This window comes from Isoptericola cucumis, from assembly GCF_014635665.1.
Taxonomy (GTDB): domain Bacteria; phylum Actinomycetota; class Actinomycetes; order Actinomycetales; family Cellulomonadaceae; genus Isoptericola; species Isoptericola cucumis.
On record NZ_BMDG01000016.1, the window covers coordinates 31,988 to 45,513 of the forward strand.

The window sequence follows — 13,526 nt, forward strand, 5'->3', positions numbered from 1 at the left end:
GTGTCGCGACCAGCGGGTCGCGACACGGCGAGGTCGACGGCCGCTCAGCCGACCGAGGTGCGCTCGGGCACCTGCGGCTCCCAGCACTCGATGCCGGTGAGGTCGGGGACCTTGTCGCGGGTGAACTGCGGGTCGAGCCCCTGCTTGCGCTGCGCGGTGAAGTCGCGCATCAGGCGGAACGCGATCGCGCTCAACGGGGCGATCGCGGCGAGGTTGACCAGCGCCATCACCGCCATCGTCGTGTCGGCGAGCGTCCACACGAGCTGCACCGAGCCGATGGACCCGAGGAAGGCGATGACCAGGAAGACCACGCGGAACGCGGTGAGCGCCGCGGGCCGGCGGGTGAGGAACGCGACGTTGGCCTCGCCGTAGTAGTAGTTGCCCAGCACCGAGGTGAACGCCAGCAGCAGGAGGATCACGGTGAGCACGTGCAGCGACCAGTCGCCGAGGCTGGACTGCAGCGCCTCCTGCGTCATGGTCGGCCCCGCGTTCTCGCCGTACGTCGGGTTGGAGACCAGCACGATGAACGCGGTGATCGAGCAGACGAACAGGGTGTCGATGTAGACGCCGAGGGTCTGCACCAGCCCCTGCTTCACCGGGTGGCTCACGGTGGCGGTGGCGGCGGCGTTCGGCGCCGAGCCGAGCCCGCCCTCGTTGGAGAACATCCCGCGGCGCACCCCCTGGGAGATGGCCGTGCCGATGCCCGCCGCGGCGAACTCCTGGAAGCCCAGCGCGTGTCCCAGGATGCTCGCGACGACCTCGGGGACGCGCTCCACGTTCAGCCCCACCACGAGGACGCCGAGCCCCAGGTAGAGCACCACCATGAGCGGCACGAGCAGCTGCGCGGTGTGCGCGATCCGGTGCAGCCCGCCGAAGATGATCGCGGCGACGAGCGCCACCAGCAGCGCCCCCACGACCGGGGCCAGCCAGGCCGGCGTCTCGCCGAGGATCTGCTCGGCCGAGGTGCCGATCGCGCCCGAGATCGTGTTGGCCTGGACCGAGTTGAAGACGAAGCTGAACGTCACGATGATGACGACGGCGAACAGCAGCCCCATCCACCGCTTCCCGAGGCCGCGCTCCATGTAGTAGGCCGGGCCGCCGCGGAAGTCCTTGCCGTCCCTGACCTTGTAGAGCTGGGCGAGGGTCGACTCGACGAAGCTCGCGGCCCCCACGACGAGGGCCATCACCCACATCCAGAAGACGGCCCCGGGGCCCCCCAGCGCGATCGCCGTGGCGACGCCCACGATGTTGCCCGTGCCGATCCGCGCCGCCGCGGAGATCGCGAACGCCTGGAACGACGAGACCGGCTTCTCCCCCGGCGCGGTCGGCGGCTTCGCCACGATGGCCCGGAACATGTCCGGGATCAGGCGGATCTGCACCGCGCGGGAGCGGATCGTGAACCAGATGCACAGGACGGCGAGGATCGGGACGACGACGTAGAGCCAGAGTCCGTCGTTGAACGCGGCAAGTTCCTCGTTGAAGCTTTCCATGGTCGAGCGGGCCCTTCAGGTCGCGGTCGGCCCCGGCGTCGGTAGCGGAACCGGTCGGTTACCTTAGCGAACCATCCGGATCGGGTCATCTTCCGACCGCGGGTCGACCAAGAGCGCCCTCCCGTCAGCCCCAGACGAGGCCGCGCGCCGGGTCCTCGAGCACCTTCGCCACGTCGGCCAGGAAGCGGGCGCCGAGCTCGCCGTCCACCAGCCGGTGGTCGAACGAGAGCGCGAGCTGGGTGACCCAGCGCGGCTTCACCTTCCCCTTGTGCACCCACGGCTGCTTCCGGATCGCGCCGAACGCCAGGATCGCGGCCTCGCCCGGGTTGAGGATCGGGGTGCCCGTGTCGGTGCCGAAGATGCCGACGTTCGTGATGGTGACCGAGCCGTCCGCCATGTCGGCCGGCGGGGTGCGGCCCGCCCGGGCCGTCGACGTCAGGCCGGCGATCGCCTTCGCGAGGCCGAGCAGGTCGAGGGTGTGCGCGTCCTTGATGTTCGGCACGACGAGCCCGCGCGGCGTCGCGGCCGCGATGCCGAGGTTCACGTAGTGCTTGTAGACGATCTCCTGGGCCGCGTCGTCCCAGCTCGCGTTGATCTCCGGGTGCCGGTTCACGGCGAGCAGCACGGCCTTGGCCGCCACGAGCAGCGGCGTCACCCGCACGTCGGCGAAGTCGCGGTCCTCCTTCAGGCGCGCGACCAGCTTCATCGTCTTGGTGACGTCGATCGTCTGGAACACGGTGACGTGGGGCGCGGTGAACGCGCTCGCCACCATCGCCTCGGCGGTGCGCTTGCGCACCGACTTCACCGGCACGCGCGTCTGCCGCCCGTCGGTGCTGACGCTCCCGGAGGCCAACCACGGCTGGTCGTCGTCGGGGTAGGTGGCCAGGCCCTTCGGCGCCGCGCTCTCGCTGTGCGCGACGACGTCCTCCCGCGTGACGATCCCGCCCGGGCCCGTGGGCTGCACGGACGCGAGGTCGACCCCGAGGTCCTTGGCCAGCTTGCGCACCGGCGGCTTGGCCAGCACGCGCACGCGCTGCGCCGACGACGTGGCGCCGGAGGCCGCCGCGTCGGCCGGGACGCTCGACAGGGCGCGCTCGATCGACGGCCCGGCGGGAGCCGGGGCCGGGCTCGGCGCGGGGGCGGGCTTCGGCGCGGGCGCGGGCTGTGGCGCGGGCGCCGCGGGCCTGGGTGCGGGAGCAGGCTCCGGCGCAGGGGATCCGCCCCCGGCGCGGCGGCGCCGGCGCCCCGAGCCCGCGGCGTCCCCGGTGCCGTAGCCGACCAGCACGGACCCGGAGCCCTCGTCGGCAGGCGCGGCGGCACCCGCGGAGCCGGAGGCCGCGGGGCCGTCCGCGGCCGGCGCCGGTGCGTCGTCCGAGCCGGTGGCGATCTCGACGATCGCGGTGCCGACGTCGACGGTGGTGCCCTCGTCGGCGAGGAGCGCGGTGACGGTGCCGGCCCACGGGGACGGCAGCTCGACCAGCGACTTCGCGCTCTCGATCTCCACGATCACCTGGTTGACCGTCACGGTGTCGCCGACGGCGACGCGCCACTCGACGATCTCGGCCTCGGTCAGGCCCTCGCCCACGTCGGGCAGCGGGAAGCGCTGGGTCGTCATCGTTCTCCCTCGGGTCGGCTCGGCAAGGCCGGTGTCAGTAGGCCAGCGCGCGGTCGACGGCGTCCAGGACGCGGTCGACGCTGGGCAGGAACTCGTGCTCGAGCTTGGCCACGGGGTACGGCGCGTGGAAGCCGCCGACCCGCAGCACGGGCGCCTCCAGCGAGTGGAAGCACTCCTCGGTGACGCGTGCCGCGACCTCCGCGCCCGCGCCCAGGAACGACGGCGCCTCGTGCACGACCACGCAGCGGCCCGTGCGGCGCACGGACTCGGCCACCGCCGTGACGTCGAGCGGCGAGATGGCGCGCAGGTCGACGACGTCCGCGGACGTCCCCTCGGCGGCGAGCGCGTCCGCGACCTTGAGAGCCGTCGCGACGGTGGGGCCGTAGGCCACGAGGGTGACGTCGTCGCCGCGTCGCGCGACGCGGGCCCGGTTGAGCACGTCGGCGCGGCCGGCGTCGTCGGCCGACGGGTACGCGCCCGTCGTCACGTCGCCCTTGGTCCAGTACCGGCCCTTGGGCTCGAAGAACAGCACCGGGTCCGGGGACGCGACCGCCGCGCGCATCATGTCGTAGGCGTCCTGCGGGGTGGACGGCGAGACCACGCGCAGGCCGGGCGTGTGCGCGAACAGCGCCTCGGGGCTCTCCGAGTGGTGCTCGATCGCGCCGATGCCGCCGCCGTAGGGGATGCGGATGACGACGGGCAGCTGCAGGCGGCCGCGCGAGCGGTAGTGCAGCTTGGCGAGCTGCGTCGTGATCTGGTCGTAGGCGGGGAAGACGAAGCCGTCGAACTGGATCTCGCACACCGGCCGGTAGCCGCGCAGCGCCAGCCCGATCGCGGTGCCGACGATGCCGGACTCGGCGAGCGGGGTGTCGACGACGCGGTCCTCGCCGAAGTCCTTCTGCAGCCCGTCGGTGACGCGGAAGACGCCGCCGAGGCGGCCGACGTCCTCGCCCATGACGAGGACCTTCGGGTCGGACTCGAGCGCCGAGCGCAGGCCCTCGGTGATGGCTCGCGCGAAGGTGAGGGTCTCGCTCATCGGGTCGCTCCCGTCCCGGCCGTGGCGTGGCCCGTCTCGGACTCGTACTGCTCGAACCATGCCCGCTCGGCGGTGACCTGGGCGTGCTCGGTGGCGTACACGTGCTCGAACATCGCGGTGGCGGGCGGGGCGCCGAGCTCGCGGACCCCGGTGCGCAGGCGCTCGCCGAGCGCCTCGGCCTCGGCGTCCACCTCGGCGGCCCAGGCCTCGTCCCAGCCGTCCTCGGCGCGCAGCAGGGCGGCGACCCGGTCGATCGGGTCGCGCTGGCGCCAGTACTCCTCCTCCGCCCGCTCCCGGTACCTGGTCGGGTCGTCGGACGTGGTGTGCGCGCCCATGCGGTACGTGTACGCCTCGATGAACGTGGGGCCGCCGCCCGCGTGCGCCCGCTCGAGCGCCTCGGCGGTGACGGCGTAGCAGGCGAGCACGTCGTTGCCGTCCACGCGCACGCTGGGGACGCCGAAGCCCTCGCCGCGCCGGTACAGGGGGGCGGGCGACTGGCGGGACGTCGGCTCGGAGATCGCCCACTGGTTGTTCTGACAGAAGAACACGACCGGCGCGCTGTTGACGCCGGCGAAGACCAGGCCCTCGCTGACGTCGCCCTGGCTGGTGGCGCCGTCGCCGAAGTAGGTGATGACCGCGGCGTCGCGCTCGGGGTCGCCGTGCCCGACGAGCCCGTCGCGCTGGATGCCCATCGCGTAGCCGGTGGCGTGCAGCACGTGGGAGCCGATGACCAGCGTGTACAGGTGCACGTTGGACTCCGCCGGGTCCCAGCCGCCGTGGTCCTGGCCGCGGTACATGCGCAGGCGGTCGACCGGGTCGATGCCGCGCACGTGCAGCACACCGTGCTCGCGGTAGGAGGGGAAGACGAAGTCCTGGGGGGCGAGCGCGTACGCGGAACCGACCTGCGCGGCCTCCTGGCCACGGCCCTGGGCGTAGAGGGCGAGCTCGCCCTGGCGCTGCAGGGCCGTGGCCTCGTCGTCGAACCGTCGCGTCAGCACCATGTCGCGGTACATGTCGCGCAGGTCGCCTGCGGAGAGGTGGTCGACACGCGACCGGTAGGCCGCGTTGTCGGGTTCGACGACACGCTCGCCGGTGGGCGAGACGAGCTGGACGAGCGGCGTGACGTCGGCGGGCGCGCCGTCGGGCCCGCCGGCCGGTGCGCCGGGTGTGGTGTGCGGCACGCGTTCTCCTTCGCTGGCGTCCCCGGGCGGGGCTGTTCCGGCATGGGACGAGGTCCCGGCGGGCGGACCGCCGAAACCTACGCCTTCGTAGCCTACGCCAGCGTAGGTTGCGGTCCAGGGGGTGCACCCCCCGACGGCGGTGCCAATGTCCCCCCGGCCGTTTTGGAGGTTTCCTCTAACGCTGGAGATGCCGAGACTCCTCCAGCAACGACGAGAGCAGGGCCGCGCGTGTGCGCGACCCTGCTCTCGTGCCTGTCAGATCGAGAGATCTGTCAGAGCGGGCGGATGTTCGACGCCTGCGGGCCCTTGGGGCCCTGGGTGACGTCGAACTCGACCTTCTGGTTCTCGGCGAGGGTGCGGAAGCCATCGGCCGCGATCGCGCTGTAGTGCGCGAACACGTCAGCCGTGCCGTCCTCGGGGGCGATGAAGCCGAACCCCTTCTCCTCGTTGAACCACTTCACGGTGCCGGCGGTCATGTTGTCTTCTCTCGTTGATGCGACGGACCCGCGAACGTGGGTCCGGTCGTCGCGCCCGGGAGGGCACGGACGTGGTGGGGGCGCGCTCGGTGCGAGCGCACGGTGCCGCGGCGCGACGGGGCACGGAGCCTCGTCGCGGCGGACAGGGTGGCGGTGACGCCGATCGGCCGCGAGAAGCGGTCGTGGACGTGGTAGCCGTCAGGGAGCCGGGTGATCATGCCGCCGTACTCGCCGTCGACCGTCGCGACCCACAGGTCGTCGTCGGCGCGGCGCCACACGGGGGCGACGACCGGCCTTGCAAGGATGGAAGAAGAAGTGATGCTCTCTACTCTCGCTCCGCGCTCTGTGGGCGGAGATCGTCGGGCGACGGGGGGGCCGTCGACGCGCAGGTCCTCGCTTCGATGCTGAGGAACCGAAGGCTGCCGCGGGAAGAAGCTCGCGGCGTGCGCGACCTCCAGGGTACACGCTCTGACGACCGGCGCGTGCCGCCGGTCAGCGCGGCGGCAGCTGACCGGCCCGCATCGCGTCCCGTTCGCGCAGCACGGGCCACCGGGAGAACGCGAAGACCAGGAACATCACCAGGTTGAGGATCGGCACGATCCCGACGAGCACCCACCATCCCGAGTAGCCCGCCTTCTGGATGATCCGGACGTACGCGATGACGATGATCACGAGGAAGACGACGTAGACGGCGATGGCAGCACCGCCGACGAGCCACCCGTAGTCGTCGGCGAACTGTTCGTAGTCCCAGGTGTCCATGGCCAGGAGTCTTCTCCACCCCGGCCCAAGCGCAACCGGGAGCACATCGGCGTCAGCCCCCGGGACGCCTCAGTTCCAGTCGTCGATCTTCACGTCCCGGGGCGACGGCGCGCCCGCACCGTGCTCCACCAGGGCCTTGAGGCTCACGAGGAACGTGGCCCACTTGGTGCTGCAGTGGTGCATGAACTCCACCGGTTCGCGCCAGCCCCGGTGCGCGAACAGCACGATCGTCCAGTCGCCGTCCTGACGCAGGTCCCACTCGATCGTCGTGCCGACCCACTCGTCAGGGCCGCCGACCACGCGCCACACCACCCGCTCGCGGGGGCGCAGCTCGGCGACCTCCATCTCGAAGCCCCCGTCCGGGAACCGGAACTCGAGCCTCCCTCCGACGCCGGCGCTCCCTCGCGTGTCCTCCGTCCACCAGCCGGCGAGGCCGGCGACCGTCGTCAGCGCGTCGTACACCCGCCGTGTCGTCGCCTCCGGCGCCGGGGTCGTGACCCCGATCCGATGCAGGATGTCCACCATCGCGCTCTCCTCTCAACCGTGCTGCGGGTCGTCCGGGTCGCCCTCGTCGTGCCGGGCCGTCTGGATCGCCTCCGCGATCCCCTTGATGCGCTGCAGCCGGGCGTCCCACGTCCGGCCCACGGCCGCCAGCTGCTCCGCCGCGCGGGCGAGCTGGGCGGCGTCGACCTGGCACCGCTTCTCCCGGCCCACGGGCGTCGAGCGGACGAGGCCGGCACGGTCGAGCACGTCCAGGTGCTTGGCCACCGCCTGCCGGGTGACCGGCAGCCGGTCGCTCAGCGACGTGGCGGTGCCGCCGCCGTCGGCGAGCAGCAGGTCGAGGATGCGTCGCCGCGTCGGGTCGCCGATCGCGGACCAGAGGCCGTCGTCCACCGGCCCCGGCGCCGTGGGTGTCACGACCGCACCTGGAGCGACTCGGCGTAGGGCGCCAGCCGCGGCAGGAAGAAGGCCCAGCCCTCGACGTGCTCGGCATAGCGCTGCTCGAGGACGGCGACCTCCCAGCCCATCTCCCGGAAGCCCGTCTCCGTCATCCGCAGCAGCGTGCCGTCGCCGGACGGGACGAGCTCGAAGGTGACGAGCAGCGAGTTGCCCTCCCGGGCCGCCTCGCCCGCCGGGTGGGTCCAGCGGAACGAGAACGTGCGCGGCGGCAGCGACTCGACCACGGTGAGCTGCTCGACGCCGCCGTCCGCGTCGGGGTCGCCGAAGACGATCTCCCCCGTCCCGCCGGGCGCGGGGTCGTAGCGGGCGTCGTCCGGCCACCACTGCCTGACGTGCTCCGGCTTGCTCACGACGTCGAAGACGACCTCCGGCGACGCCTCGACGAAGATCTCGCGCTCGATGCTCCCGAGTTCCATGGCCCCTCCTGCAACTGTTGGTTGCACATCACGCTAGACCCGCGGCGAGCAATGCGCAACCTTTTGTTGCAGAAGGGTGTCGAGGGCGCCGCTACCGCCGGCGCGTGGCCAGGAATTCCCCGATGCGGCCGATGGCCTCGGTGAGGACCTCCTCGTCGGGCAGCGTGACCAGCCGGAAGTGGTCGGGCTCGAACCAGTTGAACCCGGTGCCGTGCGTGACCAGGATCTTCTTGGCCCGCAGCAGCTCGATGACGAACTCCTGGTCGTCGTCGATCGGGTACATCTCCGGGTCGAGGCGCGGGAAGCAGTACAACGCGCCCCGCGGCCGCACCGAGGACACGCCCGGGATCTCGTTGAGCAGCTTGTCGGCCAGCATCGCCTGGTCGTAGAACCGCCCGCCGGGCACGATCAGCTCGTCGATGGACTGGTAGCCGCCCAGCGCCGTCTGGATCGCGTGCTGCGCGGGCACGTTGGCGCACATGCGCATGTTGGCGAGCAGGGTCAGGCCCTCGAGGAACTCCGCGGCCGTCTCCTTCGGGCCGGAGACCATGACCCAGCCGGCCCGGTACCCGCACACCCGGTACGCCTTCGACAGGCCGCTGAACGTCAGGCACAGCACGTCGTCGCCCGCGGCGGCCGCCGCGTGGTGGTGGGTGGCGCCGTCGAACAGGATCTTCTCGTAGATCTCGTCGGTGAGGACGACGAGGTCGTGGCGGCGGGCGATGTCGACCATCGCCTCCACCATCTCCTTGCTGTACACCGCGCCGGTGGGGTTGTTCGGGTTGATGATCACCATCGCGTGGGTGTTCTCGGTGATCTTCGACTCGAGGTCCTCGAGGTCCGGCATCCAGCCGTTCTCCTCGTCGCACCGGTAGTGCACCGCCGTGCCCCCGCACAGCGTCACCGCGCCCGTCCACAGCGGGTAGTCCGGCGCGGGCACGAGGATCTCGTTGCCCTCGTCGACGAACGCCTGCAGCACCATCGAGATGAGCTCCGAGACCCCGTTGCCGATGAAGACGTCCTCCACCGTCGTGTCCCGCAGCCCCCGCGACTGGTAGTACTGCGCCACCGCGGTGCGCGCCTCGTAGATCCCGCGCGAGTCGCTGTACCCCTGCGCCTCCGGCAGGTGGTGGACGACGTCCGCCTGGATGGCTGCCGGCGCCTCGAAGCCGAACGGCGCCGTGTTGCCGATGTTCAGCTTGAGGATGCGGTGGCCCTCGGCCTCGAGGCGCTGGGCCTCGACGAGGATGGGACCGCGGACGTCGTAGCGGACGCCGCGGAGCTTCTTGCTCTGTCGGATGGTGCGCACGGGTCCATCTTCCCCCCGTCGCGGCGGTGCCGACACGGCCATTCGCCGACGACTGGCATCCGCAGACGTCGTGAGCGACGGTGGGAGCCCACCCTCGGCAGCACTCGGAGGTCGTCATGAAGGTCGTCGTCATCGGCGCGCTCGGCAAGGTCGCGCGCCTGCTGGTCCCTCTCCTGGCGGACGGCGGCACGGGTCCGGTGGTCGACGTCGTGGGCGTCGTGCGCCGGCCCGAGCAGGTCGACCGGGTCGCCGACCTCGGCGCGGACCCCCTGCTGCTCGACGTCGAGAACGCGAGCACGGACGAGATCGCCGCCGCGCTGACCGGCGCCGACGCCGTGGTGTGGTCCGCCGGCGCGGGCGGCGGCAACCCGGAGCGCACGTACGCCGTCGACCGCGACGCCGCGATCCGCTCGATGGACGCCGCCGCGGGCGCCGGGGTGCGGCGGTACGTCATGGTGTCGTGGATCGGCTCGACGCCCGAGCACGGGGTGCCGACCAGCGCCGGCTTCTACGCGTACGCGGACGCCAAGCTCGCCGCCGACGACCACCTGCGCACCACCGACCTGGACTGGACGATCCTCGGCCCCGGCACGCTGACCGACGAGCCACCCACCGGGCGGATCGCCCTCCTGCCGGAGACCGGTGCCGTGCCCTCCGGGACCGACACGAGCGTGCCGCGCGCCGACGTCGCGCAGGTGGCCGCCGCGGCGCTGCGCGAGCCCGCGACCATCGGGCGCTTCGTCCGGTTCTCCTCCGGGGACGACCCGATCCCCGCCGCGCTGCGAAAGCTCGGATAGGGGCGGGCTTCAGCCGCGGCGCAGGCGCTGCGCGTAGACGTCGAGCACCTGGATGATGCCCGTGTGCTGGTAGACCCGGTTGCGCTGCATCCCGGTGCGCTCCTCCAGCACCCCTGCCTCGACCAGCTGGCCGAGCGCGCGCTGGGCCCCCATGCCGTTCATGCCCACCAGCTCGACCAGCAGGCTCGCGTTCACCACCGGGTGGGCGACCAGGTGCGGCAGCACCTTCCATGCCCCCGCGTTGCGGCGCACGCCCGTCATCTGCTCGCGCGACCGCACGACCTGCGCGGCGAGGGCGTCGACCAGCTGAGCGCCGGAGGAGGCGGCGAAGCGGCTCGCGTTGCCGAAACTCTCGATGATCGGTCTCGCGTCGCCGGCGCGATAGGCACCGAGCGCATGGAAGTAGGCCTCGGTGTCGCGCAGCAGCCCCGCCGAGACGGGTGCCGTGGTGCTGGTGAGCACGCCCTTGGACTTCAGCATCGCGTGCACGATCGCGCGGCCGGTGCGCCCGTTGCCGTCAGCGAACGGGTGGATGGTCTCGAACTGGGCATGCGCGATCGCGGCCTGCACGAGCACAGGCATGTCGTCGCGGCGCATGAACTCCACCAGGTCGTCGACGGCGGCGGGCACGTGCTCCGCCTGCGGGGCGACGTGGCTGGCGCCGATCGGGGTGAGACCGCTGGAGCCGACCCACACGAGCCCGTCGCGGTAGCGTCCGGCGTGCTTCTCCCAGCCGATCTGAGCCTCCAGCAGCTCGCGCTGCATCGTGAGGATCGCGTCGGCATCGAGGCGATCGGCGAGGTCGAGCGCCGCCTCCATGGCGCGCACGTTGGCCACGACCACCTTCGCGTTCTGGGACGTCGACTGGTCGATCTCCGCAAGAGCGAGCTGACGTGCACCCACCGTCAGGTTCTCGATCTGGGAGGACGAGGTGGACTCGGTGCGCAGCAGGATCGACGACATCGGGCCGAGCGTCGGGCTGTCCGCGCCGAGCACCGAGCGGGCGTAGGTGTCGAACCGCGCGAGAGCCGCGGTCGCCTCTTCGGCATCGGCGGCAAGATCCGTCGGCAGGCTCGGCACGAAGCGCGCGATGGGCGGCGTCCGCGTGGACCGGTACGGCCCGCTGGCGGCCGCTACTCGGGCGCGGCCGTGCAGCCCGTCGGGCTCCGCTTGCCAGACATGCTCCTCGTAGCCGATCTCGGGCACGCTCACCGGAAGTGTGACCACGCCCGCCATCTTAGTAACACTTCATTCGAATGTGTTGGTGAGCGACCTACGAGAGTCACATGACGCCGGCTCCGGGGCGTGTCCACGCCGCGCAGGCCATAGGGTTCGGAGCGTCGAAGAGGACGCCGATGACCGCTCGAGGCTGGGTCGTCCTGCTGGGTGCCGCCGTGCTGCTGGGCGTGGCCGTCGCGCTCTCGGCAACCGGGAGCCCGTGGGCGCCGGTCCCGGTCTGGACGTTCTGGGTCGCGGTCGTCGTCGCGCTGGTCGTCCGGGTGCTGCGGTCGCGCAGCCCGGGCCCTGCGGCCGGGCGGGCAGGGGCTCGGCGAGGTACAGGACCTCTACCTCGGCCGGATCCGCCCGGAGGTGGAGCACGGCGGAGCCGCGGGGCCGGTCGCCGAGCTGGTGCAGCCGGTGTCCGACGACCCGCTCGCGGGCGGCCGGGTCACGCTCGACCCGCCTCCCGACGTCGCGCGCTGATCGCGCGGTCAGCCGAGGAACGCCGCCACCCGGCGTCGGACGCCCGCGGCGTCGAGGCCGTGCGCGGCGGCGTGGTCGCGCGGGGTGCCGTAGCGCCGCAGCTCGGTCTCGCCCGGCACGCCGACGTGCAGCACGCGGCTGGGCCGGTCGACCAGCGCGGCGGCCACCTCCCCCGCGCCGGTGCCCTCCAGGTACGGCGTCACGACGGCGAGCACCGGCGCCGGGCCTGCGAGCGCCCGCAGGCCCTCGGCGTCGAGCGGGTGCGGCGTGGCGGTCCACGCGACACGGACGGGCAGGTCGGCGGTGGCCACCAGCACGGTCTCGAGCATCGGCCCGACGGCGACGACGAGCGGCCCGTGCTCGCCGCCGGCACCCGCGCCGTCGCGCACCAGGTGCAGGCGCCCGTCCACCGGGTGCGGGCGGGAGTTGCGCTGCCCCGACAGCCGCAGGTACACCCGCCCGGTGCCCGCGGCCTCGCGGTGCAGCAGCTCGGCGACCTCGTCCGCGTGGCCCGGCACGTGCACCGTCCAGCCGGGCAGCGCGGAGATCAGCGCGACGTCGGCGGGGGCCTGGTGCGTGCGCCCGCCGGCGCTCACGTCGTAGGACGCCCCGGCGCTCACGAGCACCGCGCCGACGTCCTGGTGCCCGAGGTCGAGCTTGACCTGCTCGTACGGCCGCTCCACCAGGAACGACGCGAACGTGTGCACGATCGGGCGCCGACCGGCGAGCGCGAGCCCGCCCGCGACGCCGATCAGCGCCTGCTCGCGGATGCCGACGTCGATCACGCGGCCCGGGTGCCGCTCGATGGCTCGGCCCATGTACCCGGACCCGATGACCGCCAGGACGACGTCGACGTCCGGGTACGCGTCGAGCAGCGGGTCGAGCTCGTCGTAGAAGCGGGTGCGCAGGTCGAGCGCCGGCGCGGCGGTGGCCAGGGCGGTCATGCTGCCTCCTTGCTGGTCGGGGTGATCGTCGGGGTGATCGTCGGGGCGGGCGACGTGTCGACGACCACGACGGTGGGCCGGTCGGGCTCGGCGCGCCGCAGGGCGGTCACCAGGCCGGGGCCGTCGTGGGCGCGCGTCTCGGCGGCCGACCAGCCCTCGCCGGCGAACCGCGTCGCGATGCCGCCGGGCCAGCCCAGCGAGTCGCTGTGGTTGTCGACGACGACGCACGTGAGGTTGCCGAGCCCGAACCGGCCGGCGACCTGGATCGCCTCGGCGTTGCTGCCCTCGTCGAGCTCGGCGTCGCCCACCAGCACGACCACCCGCGCGGGCGAGCGGCCCCGCAGCCCGATCGCGAGGCCCACCGCGAGCGGCAGCCCGTGACCCAGCGAGCCGCTGCCGATCTCGATGCCGGGCACCAGCGTGCGGTCGGGGTGGTGGCCCAGCGGCGAGTCGAACGACGCGACGTCGTCCAGCCAGGCCGCGGGGAAGAACCCCTTCGCCGCCAGGACCGCGTACGTCGACGCCGGTCCGTGGCCCTTGGAGAGCAGGAACCGGTCGCGCCCCGGGTCGTCGGGGCGGTCCGGGTCGACCCGGAGCACCTGGTCGTAGAGCGTCCAGACCACCTCGAGGGTGGAGTGGGCGCTCGGGTCGTGCTTCTCGTCGCCGGTGACGCGGGCGACGAGGTCCCGGACCTGCTGCGGGACGACCCCGGGAACGGTCGTCGTGGGTGTGGTCGTCGTCATCCCCCGATCGTGGGACCTCAACCATGCTTGAGGTCAAGGGGGTGCGGGACGTCACCCTCCGACGTCCTGCGGAAGCGCCGCACCGGGGGCAGGATC

14 protein-coding genes are annotated in these 13,526 nt (G+C 72.7%); 1 reads left to right on the plus strand and 13 read right to left on the minus strand.

Annotation, left to right across the window (positions count from 1 at the left end):
* Positions 1–44: 44 nt before the first annotated feature.
* From IEW03_RS18800 to IEW03_RS18845, 10 genes are all read right to left on the minus strand, one after another.
* The gene (locus tag IEW03_RS18800; RefSeq protein WP_188525250.1) at positions 45–1,490 is read right to left on the minus strand and encodes an alanine/glycine:cation symporter family protein; all 1,446 of its coding nucleotides are present in this window, start codon (positions 1,488–1,490) and stop codon (positions 45–47) included.
* A 124-nt stretch (positions 1,491–1,614) separates the two neighbouring features.
* The gene (locus IEW03_RS18805) at positions 1,615–3,105 is read right to left on the minus strand and encodes a dihydrolipoamide acetyltransferase family protein (protein WP_188525251.1); all 1,491 of its coding nucleotides are present in this window, start codon (positions 3,103–3,105) and stop codon (positions 1,615–1,617) included.
* Positions 3,106–3,139: 34 nt separating this feature from the next.
* The gene (locus tag IEW03_RS18810) at positions 3,140–4,141 is read right to left on the minus strand and encodes an alpha-ketoacid dehydrogenase subunit beta (RefSeq protein WP_188525252.1); all 1,002 of its coding nucleotides are present in this window, start codon (positions 4,139–4,141) and stop codon (positions 3,140–3,142) included.
* Positions 4,138–5,322, minus strand: coding sequence for a pyruvate dehydrogenase (acetyl-transferring) E1 component subunit alpha (pdhA, locus tag IEW03_RS18815; protein ID WP_188525253.1), 1,185 nt, complete (start codon positions 5,320–5,322; stop codon positions 4,138–4,140). The genes IEW03_RS18810 and pdhA overlap by 4 nt, the downstream gene beginning before the upstream one ends.
* A 272-nt stretch (positions 5,323–5,594) precedes the next feature.
* Positions 5,595–5,798 carry a transcription antiterminator/RNA stability regulator CspE gene (cspE, locus tag IEW03_RS18820; protein ID WP_188525254.1) on the minus strand — a complete coding sequence of 68 codons (204 nt, stop codon included), beginning with the start codon at positions 5,796–5,798 and terminating at the stop codon, positions 5,595–5,597.
* A gap of 492 nt (positions 5,799–6,290) precedes the next feature.
* A complete protein-coding gene (locus IEW03_RS18825; protein ID WP_229738434.1) occupies positions 6,291–6,557 on the minus strand; it encodes a DUF805 domain-containing protein in 267 nt (88 codons plus the stop codon).
* 69 nt (positions 6,558–6,626) lie between these two features.
* Positions 6,627–7,082, minus strand: coding sequence for an SRPBCC family protein (locus IEW03_RS18830; RefSeq protein ID WP_188525255.1), 456 nt, complete (start codon positions 7,080–7,082; stop codon positions 6,627–6,629).
* 12 nt (positions 7,083–7,094) lie between these two features.
* On the minus strand, positions 7,095–7,475 hold the full coding sequence (locus IEW03_RS18835; protein WP_188525256.1) for an ArsR/SmtB family transcription factor: 381 nt from the start codon (positions 7,473–7,475) through the stop codon (positions 7,095–7,097).
* On the minus strand, positions 7,472–7,933 hold the full coding sequence (locus tag IEW03_RS18840; protein WP_188525257.1) for an SRPBCC family protein: 462 nt from the start codon (positions 7,931–7,933) through the stop codon (positions 7,472–7,474). Before IEW03_RS18840 ends, IEW03_RS18835 begins: the two co-directional genes overlap by 4 nt.
* Before the next feature lie 91 nt (positions 7,934–8,024).
* Positions 8,025–9,242 (minus strand): pyridoxal phosphate-dependent aminotransferase, encoded by a 1,218-nt coding sequence (locus tag IEW03_RS18845; protein ID WP_188525258.1) that lies wholly within the window; start codon positions 9,240–9,242, stop codon positions 8,025–8,027.
* A gap of 116 nt (positions 9,243–9,358) precedes the next feature.
* Between IEW03_RS18845 and IEW03_RS18850 the strand changes: the two genes are divergently transcribed.
* Positions 9,359–10,039 (plus strand): SDR family oxidoreductase, encoded by a 681-nt coding sequence (locus IEW03_RS18850; RefSeq protein WP_188525259.1) that lies wholly within the window; start codon positions 9,359–9,361, stop codon positions 10,037–10,039.
* Positions 10,040–10,048: 9 nt separating this feature from the next.
* Here IEW03_RS18850 and IEW03_RS18855 read toward each other — a convergent pair whose 3' ends face one another.
* From IEW03_RS18855 to IEW03_RS18865, 3 genes are all read right to left on the minus strand, one after another.
* Complete coding sequence (locus IEW03_RS18855; RefSeq protein ID WP_229738435.1) at positions 10,049–11,266, minus strand: Fic family protein; 1,218 nt, start codon at positions 11,264–11,266, stop codon at positions 10,049–10,051.
* A 485-nt stretch (positions 11,267–11,751) separates the two neighbouring features.
* Positions 11,752–12,687 carry a transketolase family protein gene (locus tag IEW03_RS18860; RefSeq protein ID WP_188525261.1) on the minus strand — a complete coding sequence of 312 codons (936 nt, stop codon included), beginning with the start codon at positions 12,685–12,687 and terminating at the stop codon, positions 11,752–11,754.
* The gene (locus tag IEW03_RS18865) at positions 12,684–13,430 is read right to left on the minus strand and encodes a thiamine pyrophosphate-binding protein (protein ID WP_188525262.1); all 747 of its coding nucleotides are present in this window, start codon (positions 13,428–13,430) and stop codon (positions 12,684–12,686) included. The genes IEW03_RS18860 and IEW03_RS18865 overlap by 4 nt, the downstream gene beginning before the upstream one ends.
* Positions 13,431–13,526: the final 96 nt, after the last annotated feature.